General features: G+C 62.0%; 15 protein-coding genes. 8 read left to right on the top strand and 7 right to left on the bottom strand.

What is annotated here, in order from left to right:
* Positions 1-10: 10 nt before the first annotated feature.
* The 4 genes from ABVN19_RS22215 to zur all read right to left on the bottom strand — a co-directional run bounded on the left by ABVN19_RS22215 (position 11) and on the right by zur (position 2,890).
* Positions 11-724 (bottom strand): PA5502 family lipoprotein, encoded by a 714-nt coding sequence (locus ABVN19_RS22215; RefSeq protein WP_028942639.1) that lies wholly within the window; start codon positions 722-724, stop codon positions 11-13.
* A gap of 129 nt (positions 725-853) precedes the next feature.
* Positions 854-1,636: a zinc ABC transporter permease subunit ZnuB gene (gene znuB, locus ABVN19_RS22210; protein ID WP_028942640.1), complete on the bottom strand. Its 783-nt coding sequence runs from the start codon at positions 1,634-1,636 to the stop codon at positions 854-856.
* Complete coding sequence (gene znuC / locus ABVN19_RS22205; protein WP_028942641.1) at positions 1,629-2,408, bottom strand: zinc ABC transporter ATP-binding protein ZnuC; 780 nt, start codon at positions 2,406-2,408, stop codon at positions 1,629-1,631. The genes znuB and znuC overlap by 8 nt, the downstream gene beginning before the upstream one ends.
* Positions 2,408-2,890 carry a zinc uptake transcriptional repressor Zur gene (gene zur, locus ABVN19_RS22200; RefSeq protein WP_028942642.1) on the bottom strand — a complete coding sequence of 161 codons (483 nt, stop codon included), beginning with the start codon at positions 2,888-2,890 and terminating at the stop codon, positions 2,408-2,410. Before zur ends, znuC begins: the two co-directional genes overlap by 1 nt.
* 66 nt (positions 2,891-2,956) lie before the next feature.
* On the opposite strand from zur, the gene ABVN19_RS22195 reads away from it, so the two are divergent.
* Positions 2,957-3,880 (top strand): zinc ABC transporter substrate-binding protein ZnuA, encoded by a 924-nt coding sequence (locus ABVN19_RS22195; RefSeq protein ID WP_028942643.1) that lies wholly within the window; start codon positions 2,957-2,959, stop codon positions 3,878-3,880.
* A gap of 61 nt (positions 3,881-3,941) precedes the next feature.
* Here the strand turns inward: ABVN19_RS22195 and ABVN19_RS22190 are convergent, their stop codons facing one another.
* Positions 3,942-4,892 carry a homoserine kinase gene (locus tag ABVN19_RS22190; protein WP_028942644.1) on the bottom strand — a complete coding sequence of 317 codons (951 nt, stop codon included), beginning with the start codon at positions 4,890-4,892 and terminating at the stop codon, positions 3,942-3,944.
* Positions 4,893-4,956: 64 nt separating this feature from the next.
* Positions 4,957-5,244: a DUF2782 domain-containing protein gene (locus tag ABVN19_RS22185; RefSeq protein ID WP_028942645.1), complete on the bottom strand. Its 288-nt coding sequence runs from the start codon at positions 5,242-5,244 to the stop codon at positions 4,957-4,959.
* Between the two features lie 74 nt (positions 5,245-5,318).
* On the opposite strand from ABVN19_RS22185, the gene polA reads away from it, so the two are divergent.
* On the top strand, positions 5,319-8,081 hold the full coding sequence (gene polA, locus ABVN19_RS22180) for a DNA polymerase I (RefSeq protein WP_105641139.1): 2,763 nt from the start codon (positions 5,319-5,321) through the stop codon (positions 8,079-8,081).
* Positions 8,082-8,382: 301 nt separating this feature from the next.
* Here the strand turns inward: polA and yihA are convergent, their stop codons facing one another.
* The gene (gene yihA / locus ABVN19_RS22175) at positions 8,383-9,015 is read right to left on the bottom strand and encodes a ribosome biogenesis GTP-binding protein YihA/YsxC (RefSeq protein ID WP_101293813.1); all 633 of its coding nucleotides are present in this window, start codon (positions 9,013-9,015) and stop codon (positions 8,383-8,385) included.
* A 193-nt stretch (positions 9,016-9,208) separates the two neighbouring features.
* Between yihA and ABVN19_RS22170 the strand changes: the two genes are divergently transcribed.
* The 6 genes from ABVN19_RS22170 (at position 9,209) to ABVN19_RS22145 (ending at position 14,663) form a co-directional block, all read left to right on the top strand.
* Positions 9,209-9,511 (top strand): cytochrome c5 family protein, encoded by a 303-nt coding sequence (locus ABVN19_RS22170; protein WP_028942648.1) that lies wholly within the window; start codon positions 9,209-9,211, stop codon positions 9,509-9,511.
* Positions 9,512-9,544: 33 nt separating this feature from the next.
* The gene (locus ABVN19_RS22165; protein ID WP_028942649.1) at positions 9,545-10,162 is read left to right on the top strand and encodes a c-type cytochrome; all 618 of its coding nucleotides are present in this window, start codon (positions 9,545-9,547) and stop codon (positions 10,160-10,162) included.
* A gap of 173 nt (positions 10,163-10,335) precedes the next feature.
* Entirely contained in the window at positions 10,336-10,968 is a 633-nt protein-coding gene (gene dsbA, locus ABVN19_RS22160; RefSeq protein ID WP_028942650.1) for a thiol:disulfide interchange protein DsbA, read from the top strand.
* 12 nt (positions 10,969-10,980) lie between these two features.
* Positions 10,981-11,835 carry an endonuclease/exonuclease/phosphatase family protein gene (locus ABVN19_RS22155; RefSeq protein WP_028942651.1) on the top strand — a complete coding sequence of 285 codons (855 nt, stop codon included), beginning with the start codon at positions 10,981-10,983 and terminating at the stop codon, positions 11,833-11,835.
* Positions 11,836-11,863: 28 nt separating this feature from the next.
* Positions 11,864-13,825, top strand: coding sequence for a GGDEF domain-containing protein (locus tag ABVN19_RS22150; protein ID WP_105641140.1), 1,962 nt, complete (start codon positions 11,864-11,866; stop codon positions 13,823-13,825).
* A gap of 61 nt (positions 13,826-13,886) precedes the next feature.
* Complete coding sequence (locus ABVN19_RS22145; protein WP_028942653.1) at positions 13,887-14,663, top strand: N-acetylmuramoyl-L-alanine amidase; 777 nt, start codon at positions 13,887-13,889, stop codon at positions 14,661-14,663.
* Positions 14,664-14,686 lie beyond the last annotated feature (23 nt).

Below are 14,686 nucleotides of genomic sequence, written 5' to 3'. Positions count from 1 at the left end.
ACCCGATCACTCATGGACGGCGAGGTATCAACACCACCTGGGCAGGCTGGTCGCGATGGATTTCGTGGGACTGCTCAAGGGCGAATGCGCTATCGAGCTTGTTCACGCGCTTGCTCAGCAAGGTCTTGAGCCACGGTGCGTCATCTTTGCGCGGCACCTGGAACACCACGTCGCATTGATAATTCACCACATCGGCGGCGATATCATCGAGTTGCTTGCGCATCTGAGCAATGTTGCGCGTCTTCAGTGCGATGACGGTGCTCGGTGCGGTCGGGTCGATTACCCGGGTCTTGGGCCGGGCTTCGGCAGCCTTGAGAGCCGCTTCGGCTTTTTCCAGTTCGGCCTTGCGGGCCTGGGCAATGGCACCGTTGACCCCTCCGGTGAGTGCCGGTGCCTTGGGCATCAGCGCACGGGCACGGCTCAGCGCGGTGGCTGCGGCATTGACGTCGCCCTTCTGCAGGACGATCTGGCTGCGTTGCAGATACGCTTCGGCCAACTGGCGCTGGTATTGCTCGACACGGCTGTCGTTGGGCGCCTGGGCCTGCAGCGCGGCCAACTGGTCTTCAGCGGTGGCCAGCTCGCTGCTGGCAATGCTTTGCTCCAACTGCTGCCAGGCATCGGCCTGAGCAGGGATTGCGGCGTTGTCGGCCGGGGTGCTGGAGCACGCCGCCAGGATCAGGGAAAACGCGGCAAGGAGCAGATAACGGGAGGCGAACGGCTTCATTCCTGCGACTCTCTATTTGCGCAAAAAGCGAGCAAGTCTACACCCAGTCCGCAGACTCGAAAATAATTCTTGAGGCCCTGCATGATTTACAGGCTGCAGGATGCAACCGCTGGGGCTGCACCCTGCGGGTCAGCGCCGGGGCCAGGCCAGGCTCAGCAAGAATAGCACTGCCGCACAGACCACGATCGACGGGCCGGCCGGCGTGTCCTTGAACCAGGACAGCGCCAGGCCGCCGCAGACGGCCGTGACGCCAAGCAGGCTGGCGCCCAGGGCCATTTGCTCGGGCGAGCGGGCGTGGCGCTGGGCCGCAGCGGCCGGGATGATCAGCAGCGAAGTGATCAGTAGCACGCCGACGATCTTCATCGCCACGGCGATCACCACCGCAATCAACAACATCAGTGCCAGGCGCAGCGCCGCCACCGGCAGGCCTTCGACCATGGCCAGCTCTTCATGCACGGTCACGGCCAGCAGTGGCCGCCACAGCGCCACCAGCAGCAGTAGCACTGCGGCGCTGCCACCGAGGATCCAGACCAGGTCGCCCGGGCTGATCGCCAGCAGGTCGCCGAACAGGTAAGCCATCAGGTCGATGCGCACATCATGCATGAAGCTCAAAACTACCAGGCCCAGCGACAGGGTGCTCGGGGCGAGAATCCCCAGCAGGGTGTCGGATGCCAGCGGTTGGCGTTGTTGCAGGGTCACCAGCAGGATCGCCAGCAGCAAACAGCCGACCGTGACCGCCAGCGCCGGGCTGATGTCCAGCACGAAGCCCAGGGCCACGCCCAGCAGCGCGGCGTGAGACAGGGTGTCGCCAAAATAGGCCATGCGTCGCCAAACCACGAAGGAGCCCAGCGGGCCGGCAACCACGGCCAGGGCCAGGCCTGCGAGCAGGGCGTAGAGCAGAAAATCAGCCATGCTTGCAGTGTTCTCCGTGTACGTGCCCGCCTTGGGCCGGGGTAACCACCGAACCATGCAGGTCATGGGCGTGGTCGTGATGGTGATGGTAGATCGCAAGGCTTGGTGCATTGCTGCCGAACAGCTCGACAAAGGCCGGGTCGCCGCTGACCTGCTCCGGGTGCCCGGAGCAGCAGACGTGGCGGTTCAGGCAGACCACCTGGTCGGTGGTGCTCATGACCAGGTGCAGGTCATGGGAAACCATCAGCACGCCGCAGCCGTGGCGGTCGCGCAGGCGAGTGATCAAGCTGTACAACTCGGCCTGGCCAGCCACATCGACACCTTGCACCGGTTCGTCGAGCACCAGCAGTTCAGGCTCGCGCAGCAGCGCACGAGCCAGCAGCACGCGCTGCATCTCGCCGCCGGAAATGTTCTGGATCGGGCTGTCGATCACCTGTTCGGCGCCGACCTCATTGAGTGCCGCCAGCGCTGCGGCCCGATCTACACCCGGTACCAGACGCAAAAAGCGCAGTACCGACAGTGGCAGCGTTGCATCCACCTGCAGCTTTTGCGGCATGTAGCCGATGCGCAGTCGCGGTTTGCGCCAGACTTTGCCGGTGTGCGGCTTGAGCAGGCCGAGTACGGCACGCACCAGGGTGGTCTTGCCGGCGCCATTGGGGCCGATCAGGGTTACGATTTGCCCGGGCTCCACCGCCAGGTCAATGCTGTCGAGCACCGCCTGGCCGGAGAAGGCCACGCCAACCTGTTCAAGGCGAATCAACGCGTTGCTCATCAGGCGCTCCGACAGTTGCCGCACAGGCCGACGACTTCGACGGTCTGCGTTTCGACGCTGAACCCGACGTCCTTGGCGCTGGCAACGATGGCGTCGCTGATGCTGGTCTGCTCAAGCTCGATCGCTACATGGCACGCGCGGCAGATCAGGAACTGGCCCTGGTGGGCATGTTCCGGGTGGCTGCAGCCCATGAACGCGTTAAGCGACGCGATACGGTGCACCAGGCTGTTTTCCAGGAGAAAATCCAGGGCGCGGTAGACCGTGGGCGGTGCTGCCCGGCGACCGTCCTGCTCGCTCAGTACGGCGAGGATGTCGTAGGCGCCCAGTGGCTTGTGGCTCTGCCAGACCAGCTCCAGCACACGGCGGCGCAAGGCAGTCAGGCGCAGGCCCTGGCGCGCACACAGGGCATCGGCCTCGGCCAGGGCGCTGTGTACGCAATGGGAGTGGTCGTGGGGGCGGTTGGCCAGCGGGGTTTTAGGCATGGGCAGCGACGCTTCTGATTAGAGACGTTATTATGTTACCTGTTCCTGCCCCTTTGAGTGGTCATCGTGTCCCGATTTTTTGCCCTATTTGTCGCTTTTATCGCCACCCTGGTGATGGCCCAGGCACAGGCCGAAGTGCGTGTCCTGACCAGCATCAAGCCGCTGCAACAGATCGCTGCGGCGGTTCAGGAGGGCGTAGGCAGCCCTGAAGTGCTGCTCCCACCGGGGGCGTCCCCGCATCACTATGCGTTGCGTCCTTCCGACGTACGGCGGGTCAATGATTTCGACCTGCTGTACTGGATTGGTCCTGACATGGAAGGTTTCCTGCCGCGGGTACTCAAGGGCCGCAGCAAGTCGAGCGTTGCCGTGCAGGGCCTGTCGGGCCTGCAGTTGCGCCACTTTGGTGAAGACAGCCATTCCCACGATCACGACGACAATGCCGACGAGCATGATCACGATCATCGTCCTGGCAGCCTGGATGCCCACCTGTGGCTATCTTCGGTCAATGCCCGGGTGATCGCCGCGAAGATGGCCAGCGACCTGAGCACTGCCGATCCTGCCAATGCCGCCCGTTACCAGGGCAACCTGAAGGCCTTCGGCGAGCGTCTGGATGCCTTGGATGCGCGTTTGAAGAAGCGCCTGGCCGGTGTCAGTGGCAAGCCCTACTTCGTGTTTCATGAGGCCTTTGATTATTTCGAGTCGGCCTACGGCTTGAAGCACACGGGTGTGTTCAGTGTGGCGGCCGAAGTGCAGCCGGGCGCCCAGCACGTGGCGGCGATGCGCAAGCGTCTGCAGGAAGTGGGCAAGACCTGTGTATTCAGCGAGCCGCCGTTGCGCCCACGGCTGGCCGAAACCTTGACGGCCGGGCTACCGGTTACGCTGGCTGAGTTGGATGCGTTGGGCGGGACGGCGCCGGTCAGTGCGCAGGGGTACGAGCAATTGCTGGAGACGCTGGGGAACGATTTGGCGGGGTGCCTGGAGAAACTGTAGCGCCCTGATCGCGGGGCAAGCCCGCTCCTGCATGCAGGAGCGGGCTTGCCCCGCGATGGCTTTACAAGGCAAACGGCAACGCAATTTCCACGTGCTGGCGTGCTGCCAGGCGCACTTCAAAGTCGGCCGGGTCGTGAATCAGTACGTCCATCCCGGCGAACGATTCTGCAGCAATCAGGCGCGACAGCCAGAACCGCACGCAGGCAATGCGCAGCATCACCGGCCACAGGTTGGCCTCGGCCGAGGTGAACGGCCGCAGCGCCGCATAAGCCCCCAGCAGCGCCCGCGCCCGTGGGCCGTCGATCTTCCCGGCAGCGTCGCAGCACCAGTCGTTGAGGGTGATGGCCAGGTCATAGAGCATTGGCCCGGAGCAGGCGTTGTAGAAGTCGATCAGGCCGGTCAGGTGCGTGCCTTCGAACAGCACGTTGTCGCGGAACAGGTCGGCGTGCAGGTTGGCCCGCGGCAGGGCCATGATCTGCGCCTTGTGTTCCTCGATTTCGCCCAGGCAAGCCTGCAGCAACGGGCGTTGCTGTGGGTTCAGGCGCGGCATCAGCTCGGCGCCGGTCTCCAGCATCCACTCCAGGCCACGGTCGGTCTTGCGCTCCAGCACCTTGTCGCGGGTAGCCAGGTGCAGGTGGCCGAGCAGTTCGCCGATCTGAACGCAGTGCTGGTTGTTGACGTCCTTGATGTGCTTGCCCGGCAGGCGTGGTTGCAGCAGCGCCGGTTTGCCGGCCAGCTCGCGCAACGCCACGCCGTCGTTGCCACGCAAGGCATAGGGCACCGGCAGGTCTGCTTCATGCAGCACGTCGAGCAGTTCGATGAAGAACGGCAGGTCCTGGATTGGCCCGCGCTCGACCAGTGTCAGCACAAACTCACCCTGTTCGAGGCTGACGAAAAAGTTGCTGTTCTCGGTACCGGCGGCAATGCCCTGGAAGTCCCGCAGGCGACCCAGGCCGTACGGCGCCAGAAAGGTTTCCAGCTCAGGCCGGGTCAGGGGGGTGAAGACTGACATGATCAAAAATTGCCCATACGGGCACTTCTGCAGGGAAGTGCCAGGTTGATGTTAGGGGTACGCGTTACCACTCGAAGATTTTCCACGAGGGAATCAGCATGTCCGGCTGGTCGGAGCGGATGAAGTTGCCCTCCGAACCATCGGCGCGCACCAGGAAGTACGGCTTACCGCCTTTCGGCGTGACCTTGATGGCATACAGAAAACCATTCTGACGGTATTCCTGAATGGTCTTATCGCCTTCCGTGCGAATGGTTACATCTGGATCGGCCGTTGGCGCGTCATCCGCAGCCAGGGTGACGGCTGGCGTGACCGCCAACAGGCCGAGCAGCAACAGGCGATTTAGTGTACGCATGATAACCTTGTCCCTTTGTCGTCAATGTTCCGGACATTCTAGCGCCGGGCCCGTCGAAAAGGTTGATTCTGCACATGAGCCAAGCTCCCCTCGTCCTGGTGGACGGTTCCTCATACCTCTACCGTGCCTTTCACGCGCTGCCGCCGCTGACCACTTCAAAGGGCATGCCGACCGGTGCGGTCAAAGGCGTGCTGAACATGCTCAAGAGCCTGCGCAAGCAGTACCCGGACAGCCTGTTCGCCGTGGTGTTCGACGCCAAGGGCGGTACGTTCCGCGATGAGATGTTCGCCGAGTACAAGGCCAACCGGCCGAGCATGCCCGACGACCTGCGGGTACAGATCGAACCGCTGCATGCCAGCGTTCGTGCCCTGGGCTATCCGCTGCTGTGCGTCGAAGGCGTCGAAGCCGATGATGTGATCGGTACCCTGGCCCGCAGCAGTGCCGCCGCTGGACGCCCGGTGATCATCTCCACGGGTGATAAAGATATGGCACAGCTGGTCGACGGCCACATTACCCTGGTCAACACCATGACCGGCACAGTGCTGGACGTGGCTGGCGTACATGAGAAATTCGGTGTCGGTCCTGAGCACATCATCGATTTCCTCGCCTTGATGGGCGATAAGGTCGACAACATCCCAGGCGTGCCGGGGGTGGGCGAAAAAACGGCCGTGGGCCTGCTGACCGGCATCGGTGGCGGTCTGCGCGACCTCTACGAAAACCTCGACAAGGTGCCGGGGCTGGCCATTCGTGGCGCCAAGACGCTGCCGGCCAAACTCGAAGAACACCGCGATGCGGCCTTCCTCTCCTACGAACTGGCGACCATCAAGATCGACGTGCCACTGGACGTGGAAGTCGACGCGCTGGTGTGCGGCGAGCCGGATCGCGAGGCCCTGCTCGAGCTGTACTCGGAAATGGAGTTCAAGAGCTGGATCGATGAAGTCCAGCGCGAGGCAAAACGCGCAGGCCAGGAGATCATCGCCGACGAGCCTGAGCCTGTGGTCGAAGCCCGGTATGAAACCATCCTCGATCAGGCTCGCTTTGATGCCTGGCTGGAAAAACTGCGCCAGGCGCCGCTGTTTGCCTTCGACACCGAGACCACCGGGCTGGATGCGCAGCAGGCTCAACTGGTGGGCTTGTCGTTCGCCGTGCAGGCCCATGAAGCAGCCTACGTACCGCTGACCCATTCCTATATGGGGGTGCCCGAGCAGTTGGACCGCGACAGCGTTCTGCTGGCGCTCAAGCCGCTGCTGGAAGACCCGACCAAGCTCAAGGTCGGGCAAAACGCCAAGTACGACATGAACATCCTGGCCAATTGCGCCATCGGTGGCGATGTTGCCAACGGTATCCTGATGCAGGGCGTGGCCTACGACACCATGCTCGAGTCCTATGTGCTGGACTCCACCGCCACCCGTCACGACATGGACAGCCTGGCGCTCAAGTACCTGAACCACACCACCATCGGTTTCCAGGACATTGCCGGCAAGGGCGCCAAGCAGCTGACCTTCGACCAGATCGCTCTGGAGCAGGCCGGCCCCTATGCCGCCGAAGACGCCGACGTGACCCTGCGCCTGCATCAGGTGCTGCAGCAGAAGCTGGCCAAGGTACCGAGTGTGCAGCCGGTACTGGCTGACATCGAGATGCCGCTGGTGCCGGTGCTGGCCAAGATCGAGCGCCAAGGTGCGCTGGTAGACGCCAACCTGTTGGGCATCCAGAGCGTGGAGCTGGGTGACAAGCTGGTTGAGCTGGAGCGCGAGGCGTTCGAGATCGCCGGTGAGGAATTCAACCTGGGTTCGCCCAAGCAGCTCGGCGTCATTCTCTACGACAAACTCGGCATGCCGGTGCTCAGCAAGACCGCCAAAGGCCAGGCCTCCACTGCCGAAGCGGTGCTGGCGGAACTGGCCGAGATGGATTTCCCCTTGCCCAAAGTGCTGATGCAGTACCGCTCTCTGAGCAAGCTGAAAAGTACCTACACCGACCGCTTGCCGGAGCAGATCAACCCGCGCACCGGGCGCATCCATACCTCTTACCAGCAGGCGGTGGCGGCTACGGGCCGGTTGTCGTCCAGTGATCCGAACCTGCAGAACATTCCGATCCGCACCGCCGAAGGCCGCCGCATCCGCCAGGCGTTCGTCGCGGCGCCTGGCTACAAGCTGCTGGCAGCGGACTACTCGCAGATCGAGCTGCGCATCATGGCCCACCTGGCCAAGGACGAAGGCTTGCTGCATGCCTTCCGCAACGACCTGGACGTACACCGTGCCACGGCGGCCGAGGTGTTCGGTGTGGCGCTTGGCGATGTCACGACCGACCTGCGGCGCAGCGCAAAGGCGATCAACTTCGGTCTGATCTATGGCATGAGCGCCTTTGGCCTGGCCAAGCAGATTGGTGTCGATCGCAAGCAGTCCCAGGCTTACATCGACCGCTACTTCGCCCGCTACCCAGGGGTACTGGCCTATATGGAGCGCACGCGCGCCCAGGCCGCCGAGCAAGGCTTTGTCGAGACGTTGTTCGGCCGCCGGCTGTACTTGCCGGAGATCAACGCGAAGAACCCGGCCCTGCGCAAGGGCGCCGAGCGTACAGCCATCAACGCGCCGATGCAGGGCACGGCCGCCGACATCATCAAGCGCGCCATGGTGGCTGTGGATAACTGGCTCACCGAGTCCGGCCTCGATGCCCGGGTGATCCTGCAGGTCCATGACGAATTGGTGCTGGAGGTGCGTGAAGACTTGGTCGACCAGGTGCGCCAACAGATTCGTCCCTACATGAGCAATGCCGCTCAACTGGATGTTCCGCTGCTGGTAGAGGTCGGAGTAGGGGCAAACTGGGACGAAGCGCACTAAAAAAGTGGCGAAAATCGGAGAAAAGCTGCGGCATATCGTCGCGGCTTGCGGGGTGATATTTCCCGGCCGGGAAAGAAATTCCTCTCTTATCGCAAATAGTTTTTAAACGTCCGGAACTAAACCGGTGAACTGCGACTCAGAGTAACTGAATGGCTGGTGAAGCCCTTCGATGCTCCTATGTTGTGTTAAGTGTTGGCAGATATCTGGACCCCGCCCTAGCGGTCCGGAACTTGAACCCCGAACTTCCCCCTCCCCATACGAAGTCCGGGGTTTTTTTTGCCCGGCGTTTACCGGGCAGCCCTTATTCTGCGGGCTTGTCGGCCAGTTCCATCCACTTGGCCAGCACCCCGTAGGCTTCTTCCAGGCCTTGGCGCTTGGGCGCCGAGAACAGTTGGATGGTCACGGCATCGCCCCACCCCTTGCGGATTTCCGACTGCACTTTGAGCAAGGTGTTCTTGGCTGCGCCAAAGGTCAGCTTGTCGGCCTTGGTCAGCAGGATGTGCATCGGCATGCCGGCCGCTTGGGACCAGTCGAGCATCATCTTGTCGAAGTCGGTCATCGGGTGGCGCACATCCATCATCAGGATCAGGCCCTTGAGACACTCGCGGCTGCCCAGATAGGCCTCCAGGTGCTTCTGCCAGTGCTGCTTGAGCGGGATCGGCACTTTTGCATAACCGTAACCCGGCAAGTCGACCAAACGCCGTTCATCGTCCAGACTGAAGAAGTTCAACAGCTGAGTGCGCCCCGGGGTCTTCGAGGTGCGCGCCAGGCTGGCGTGGGTCAGGGTATTCAGGGCGCTGGACTTGCCGGCGTTGGAGCGGCCGGCGAAGGCTACTTCATAGCCCTGGTCATCCGGGCATTGGTCGACCTTGGCAGCACTGAGGGCGAATTTGGCCTGTTGGCAGAGACCGAGGATGGGGTTTTTGACTTGCATGGGATATCCGGTGTGGGTGTTGCCAGAGGCTGGCTCGGCAAGCGGTGTCGTTTCCGTTTCAGTAACGGGAGTATATAATGCCCCAGATTTTGTGTGCGCATTATCCCAGCGTAGGAGGATGTGCACGGGGGCTTCGGATTCAAGCTTGCGCATTAGAACGCAGTGCAGCCCCCAACCCTGAAAGGTCGTTCGCATGACGAAATGGCTGCTTGTTGTCGGTGTCTTGATACCGTTTTTCAGCGCTCAGGCTACACAGGATCCCGAGGCGTTGTACAACCGCAGTTGTGCGGCTTGTCACGCCGGGCAGCTGCCACAGGCACCGAAGGTGGGTGACCGTGGAGCCTGGGAGCCAAGGCTGGCGCAGGGTATGGAGGTACTGGTGGTGCATGTCACCCAGGGTTTCAAGGCTATGCCGCCGCGTGGATTGTGCATGGACTGCAGTGCCGAGGACTTCCAGGCGATCATCCAGTGGATGAGCCAGAGTCCCGATACATAACTCTTTCACCCTTAGCCGTAGTTGGATTAGCTGATGAACAAACTACTCGTGAGTCTGCTGTTGACCTTGGGCATCACCGGTGTTGCCTCTGCCGCAGAGCCTATCAAAGGGGATGCCGCTGCTGGTCAGGCCAAAACTGCTGTATGTGGCGCCTGCCACAATCCGGACGGCAATAGCCTGGCGCCGAACTTCCCTAAACTTGCAGGCCAGGGTGAAAAGTACCTGGAAAAACAATTGCACGACATCAAGTCGGGCAAGCGCACCGTGCTGGAAATGACCGGTATGCTGGCCGCCTTCAGCGACCAGGACCTGGCCGATATCGCCGCCTACTTCTCCAGCCAGAAAGGCAGCGTGGGTGCGGCGGATCCGAAGCTGGTCGAGCGCGGCCGCGCACTGTTCAATGGCGGCGACGTCGAAAAAGGCCTGCCAGCCTGCACCGGCTGTCACTCGCCTAACGGCGCGGGCATCGCCCTGGCCGGCTTCCCGCACCTGGGTGGCCAGCATGCCAGCTACGTCGCCAAGCAACTGACCGACTTCCGCGAAGGCAACCGCACCAACGATGGCGATGCCACCACCATGCGCACCATCGCCTCCAAGTTGAGCAACAAGGACATCGAAGCGCTGTCCAGCTACATCCAGGGTCTGCACTGATCCGCGCAGTAACGTTAACGCAGGGTTAATACTGCGGCGTGAAGATGAAAAGGGTGGCTTTGGCCGCCCTTTTTTGTGCCCGCTGCCGTTACACTAACGAACTCGGGCCCGCCTCGACCTGTCCTACGACAGGTCGCGTCGAGGCGACCAAATAGTCTGCTCAGGAGTGAAGCATGCGTAATCTGATTCTCAGCGCCACGCTGGTCGCCGCCAGCGTATTCGGTATGACCGCGCAGGCCGCAGAGCCTATCGAGGCCGGTAAGCAGTACATCGAGCTGAGCAACCCGGTACCGGTGTCGGTACCTGGCAAGATCGAAGTGGTCGAGCTGTTCTGGTACGGCTGCCCGCACTGCTACAGCTTCGAGCCGGTTGTGAATCCGTGGGCCGAGAAGCTGCCCGCCGATGTCAACTTCAAGCGCATTCCGGCCATGTTCGGTGGCCCATGGGATGCCCACGGCCAGATGTTCCTGACACTCGAGGCGATGGGTGTGGAACATGACGTACACGCCGCCGTGTTCGATGCCATCCAGAATCAACGCAAGCAACTGACCAAGCCTGAAGACATGGCCGACTTCCTCGCTACCCAAGGCGTCGACAAGGAGAAGTTCCTCGCGACCTTCAACTCCTTTGCCATCAAAGGCCAGGTGCAGAAAGCCAAGGAATTGGCGAAGAAGTACGAAATCACCGGCGTTCCGAGCATGGTCGTAAACGGCAAGTACCGCTTTGACCTTGGCACCGCTCAAGGCCCACAAGGTGTCCTGAATGTCGCCGACCAGTTGATTGCCAAGGAGCGCGCCGCCAAGTAAGCGGCGCCTACCATGCGCCGGTGGAGAACTGAGCGAGGCGTTGGCTTGCACGATCCGCGAGTCAACGAACATCACCTGCAGGCCAATGGCCTGCCAGAGGATGGCCGGCTGCGGCTGCTCAGTTTCAATATCCAGGTCGGTATCAGCACCGAGCGTTACCGGCACTACCTGACCAAGAGCTGGCAGCACTTGCTACCGCACAATGGGCGTGCCGGCAACTTGCAGAAAATCGGAGAGCTGCTGGGCGACTTCGATCTGGTGGCGCTGCAGGAGGCCGACGGTGGCAGCCTGCGCTCCGGGTATGTGAATCAGGTAGAGCACCTGGCCCAATTGGGTGCCTTCCCCTACTGGTATCAGCAGCTCAATCGTAACCTCGGGCGCTTTGCCCAGCACAGCAACGGCGTCCTCAGCCGACTCAAGCCCCAATTGCTCGAAGATCACCCCCTGCCCGGTCCGGCCGGTCGCGGTGCGATCCTGGTGCGTTTTGGCGAAGGCGAAGATGCGCTGGTAGTAGTCATGATGCACTTGGCCCTGGGTTCCAAGACCCGCGCCCTGCAGTTGGCCTACATCCGTGAGTTGATCGGCGGTTACCGCCATCAAGTGCTGATGGGCGACATGAACACCCACGCCAACGACCTGCTCGAGCACTCGCCATTGCGCGACCTGGGCTTGGTCGCTCCCCAGGTGCAAGCCACCTTTCCCAGTTGGCGGCCGCAGCGCTGCCTTGATCATATTCTGCTCAGCCCGAGCCTGACCCTGGAGCGGGTCGAGGTGCTGGCCCGGCCTATTTCCGATCATCTTCCGGTCGCGGTTGAGATTCGTTTGCCTGATGCCCTCGCTGTGGATACGCTGCCCGCTTTGAGCTAATTGCCATCACCCCTCTGCGGACCCAGGCATGACCGACGAAGCCCAGCGCTGGAAAGAAAAGTACCTCAAGAGTATCGAACAGCAAGAAAAGCTCGAGCGCCGTTGGGAAGCCCGCCTCGACCTGTTGCGCCGTGGCCTGGTGCGCAGCACCTTGGCCGCCGAAGGCAGCGACCGCGCTGTGGATCAGTGCATGAAGGAAATGCGCGAGGTCATCCGCACCGACAACATGGATGCAGCCCTCGCCGGCCTGATTCCGCGTCTGGAAAAAGCCGTACTCGATTCCGAGCAGCGCCGCGAAACCCGCATCGCCCAGGTCGGCACGGCCCTTACCGCATTGGTAGCCCAACTGCAGCGAATGCCCTTGCCCAGCGAGGTCAGTCGCTCGCTGAAGAAATTCGCCAAGCAAGTCGAGATGCGCGCCAGCCAGTCGCGCGAGATGCCGCTGTTGCTGGGTGAGCTGAGCAGCTTGCAGGACCAGGCACTCTCGGCGCTGGAACGACCGGAAGACGCGCCGCGTCCAGGCTTGTTGCAGCGCTTGTTTGGTGCTCGGGAAGCAGAGGGTGAAGCGCTGCAACCGGCCCTGGCCGAAGTCGCCCTCCGAGCCAGCATGCCCTCGGCTCCACCCTTGTTGCCTGAAAGGGATCTTGACGTCGGGACGCTTGATGCCGACGAGCTGCAACCGTTGCCGCCGGAGCATCCGCATACCCCTCAGGTGCCAACCCACACGCCTGTAGCCATTGAGGTTGAAGCTGATCCGCTGAGTGAGCCACAACTGGTGCCGGAGCCCGATGCCGAGCCGCTCGAGTCTATCCTTGAGCATGCCCCTGATGGGGCCGCAGCCGAGGTCGACCCAAGCCCGCAGGCTCAGTCAGAGGCAGCACCTGACCACCTCCAGCCTGAGGACACGGAAGCTCACTTCGCCCTGCCGGACGGTACCGAACCGACTTATAGTTCCGTCGCCGAACATATCGAACAAACCCTGCTCGGCCTGCTCGACGACCTGACCTTGCCCGAGCGCTACAAAGCTCAGGCCCAGTCGCTGCGCGAACGCCTGGAGCACGGCCTGAACTGGTACGAACTGCTGCCGGTGCTCGATGACCTGGCGGTGCTGATGCTGGCGATCAATGACAGCGGCCAGCACGAATTCGAGCGTTATCTGCAGCAACTCAACGAACGCCTCGAGTCCTTCCAGAGCCATCTGCATGAAGCTAGCGAAGGTCATGCCGACAATACCTCCGCCGCCCGCGACCTGGACAACCAGTTGCGCGAGCAAGTCGATGGTCTGCAAAGCAGCGTGCAAGGTGCTGCCGACCTGGACAGCCTCAAGCACATCCTGGAAAACCGTCTTGAAGGTTTGCTGGGCACTATGGATGCTCACAAGCATCAACGCGATCAGCGCGAGCAGGAAATGGCCAGCCGTCTGCACGGCCTGGCCGAGCGCGTGGCGAGCATGGAGCAGGAAGCCATGGGCTATCGCGAACACCTGGAAGAGCAGCGGCAAAAAGCCTTGATCGACCCCCTGACCGGCCTGCCCAACCGCGCGGCCTGGGCGGAGCAGGTTGATCAGGAGATTGCGCAGTGGCAGGAACAGGGTGGGCACCTGCTGATGGCCATTCTCGACCTGGACCACTTCAAGCGCATCAATGACAGCTATGGTCACCTGGCCGGCGACAAGGTGCTCAAGATTGTTGCCAATGTGCTGCGCAAGCGCCTTCGTCCCAAGGATTTCATCGCCCGCTTCGGCGGCGAAGAATTCGTGATGCTGATACCGCAGACAACCTTGGCGGCAGGTTGCCAGTTGGCCGAAACCTTGCGCGCAGCAATAGAAGCCTGTCCATTCCATTTCAAGGGCGAGCGCGTCACCATCACGCTGTCGATCGGCATCAGTGCGTTCCGTTCGGGCGAACGTAGCGACATCGTGCTCCAGCGCGCCGACGAAGCCCTTTACCGGGCGAAACATCTGGGTAGAAACCGGGTCGAACAGGGATAAGTGGCATCAGCGCGGATACGTTATGCTATTGCATTGCAGATCATCACATGTGCCCTTCCCCATGAAAGCCTTTATTACTGTTCTCCTGCTGCTGACCCTGGCAGGTTGTAGCAGTGGCCTGCGGATCGACCGTAGCCACCCTTCGGTCAACCAGGACGGACGCATCCAGTTCGTCGTGCTGCACTACACCAACGCTAACCTGGAGCGCTCCCTGCAATTGCTGACCCACGGTGAGGTCAGCAGTCACTACCTGGTGGGTGATTCGCCGGCGACCATTTATCAGTTGGTCGATGAAAACCGCCGTGCCTGGCATGCCGGCGATAGCCAATGGGACGGGCGTACCTGGCTCAATTCCAGCTCAATCGGCATCGAGATCGTCAACCCGGGCTTCACCGACACACCGACCGGGCGCGTCTGGCATCCGTACACCGAAGAGCAGATCCAGGCCCTGATCGCCTTGCTCAAGGACATCGTCCAACGCAACAACATTCAGCCCCGGTACATTATTGGCCACAGCGATATCGCTCCGTTGCGCAAGCTCGATCCCGGCCCCCTGTTCCCCTGGAAGCGCCTGGCTGACGCGGGTCTGGGCGTTTGGCCCGATGCCCGGGCAGTGGCCCAGCAGCAGGCTCGCTTCAACGTCAACCCGCCCAGCATCACCTGGTATCAGCAGCAATTGGCCCGCTTCGGCTATGCCATCGAGCAGACCGGTGTGTACGACGTCAGCACCAAGCATGTGCTGGCAGCGTTCCAGATGCGCTTCCGCCCCCAGCGCTTCGACGGGGTGCCAGACGCCCAGACAGCGGCCATGTTGCAGGTGCTCAACACCCGTCGATGAAAGGCGCCGCCCAACGGACAGGC

It is taken from the genome of Pseudomonas vranovensis (assembly GCF_040438935.1).
GTDB classification, from domain to species: domain Bacteria; phylum Pseudomonadota; class Gammaproteobacteria; order Pseudomonadales; family Pseudomonadaceae; genus Aquipseudomonas; species Aquipseudomonas vranovensis.
This window is presented reverse-complemented; position numbering and strand designations above follow the sequence as displayed.

Excerpts from the sequence above, each read along its gene's own strand:
- ABVN19_RS22215 (WP_028942639.1), bottom strand. The coding sequence starts at position 724 with ATGAAGCCGTTCGCCTCCCGTTATCTGCTCCTTGCCGCGTTTTCCCTG.
- znuB (WP_028942640.1), bottom strand. The coding sequence starts at position 1,636 with ATGGCTGATTTTCTGCTCTACGCCCTGCTCGCAGGCCTGGCCCTGGCC.
- znuC (WP_028942641.1), bottom strand. The coding sequence starts at position 2,408 with ATGAGCAACGCGTTGATTCGCCTTGAACAGGTTGGCGTGGCCTTCTCC.
- zur (WP_028942642.1), bottom strand. The coding sequence starts at position 2,890 with ATGCCTAAAACCCCGCTGGCCAACCGCCCCCACGACCACTCCCATTGC.
- ABVN19_RS22190 (WP_028942644.1), bottom strand. The coding sequence starts at position 4,892 with ATGTCAGTCTTCACCCCCCTGACCCGGCCTGAGCTGGAAACCTTTCTG.
- ABVN19_RS22185 (WP_028942645.1), bottom strand. The coding sequence starts at position 5,244 with ATGCGTACACTAAATCGCCTGTTGCTGCTCGGCCTGTTGGCGGTCACG.
- polA (WP_105641139.1), top strand. The coding sequence starts at position 5,319 with ATGAGCCAAGCTCCCCTCGTCCTGGTGGACGGTTCCTCATACCTCTAC.
- yihA (WP_101293813.1), bottom strand. The coding sequence starts at position 9,015 with ATGCAAGTCAAAAACCCCATCCTCGGTCTCTGCCAACAGGCCAAATTC.
- ABVN19_RS22170 (WP_028942648.1), top strand. The coding sequence starts at position 9,209 with ATGACGAAATGGCTGCTTGTTGTCGGTGTCTTGATACCGTTTTTCAGC.
- ABVN19_RS22165 (WP_028942649.1), top strand. The coding sequence starts at position 9,545 with ATGAACAAACTACTCGTGAGTCTGCTGTTGACCTTGGGCATCACCGGT.
- dsbA (WP_028942650.1), top strand. The coding sequence starts at position 10,336 with ATGCGTAATCTGATTCTCAGCGCCACGCTGGTCGCCGCCAGCGTATTC.
- ABVN19_RS22155 (WP_028942651.1), top strand. The coding sequence starts at position 10,981 with ATGCGCCGGTGGAGAACTGAGCGAGGCGTTGGCTTGCACGATCCGCGA.
- ABVN19_RS22150 (WP_105641140.1), top strand. The coding sequence starts at position 11,864 with ATGACCGACGAAGCCCAGCGCTGGAAAGAAAAGTACCTCAAGAGTATC.
- ABVN19_RS22145 (WP_028942653.1), top strand. The coding sequence starts at position 13,887 with ATGAAAGCCTTTATTACTGTTCTCCTGCTGCTGACCCTGGCAGGTTGT.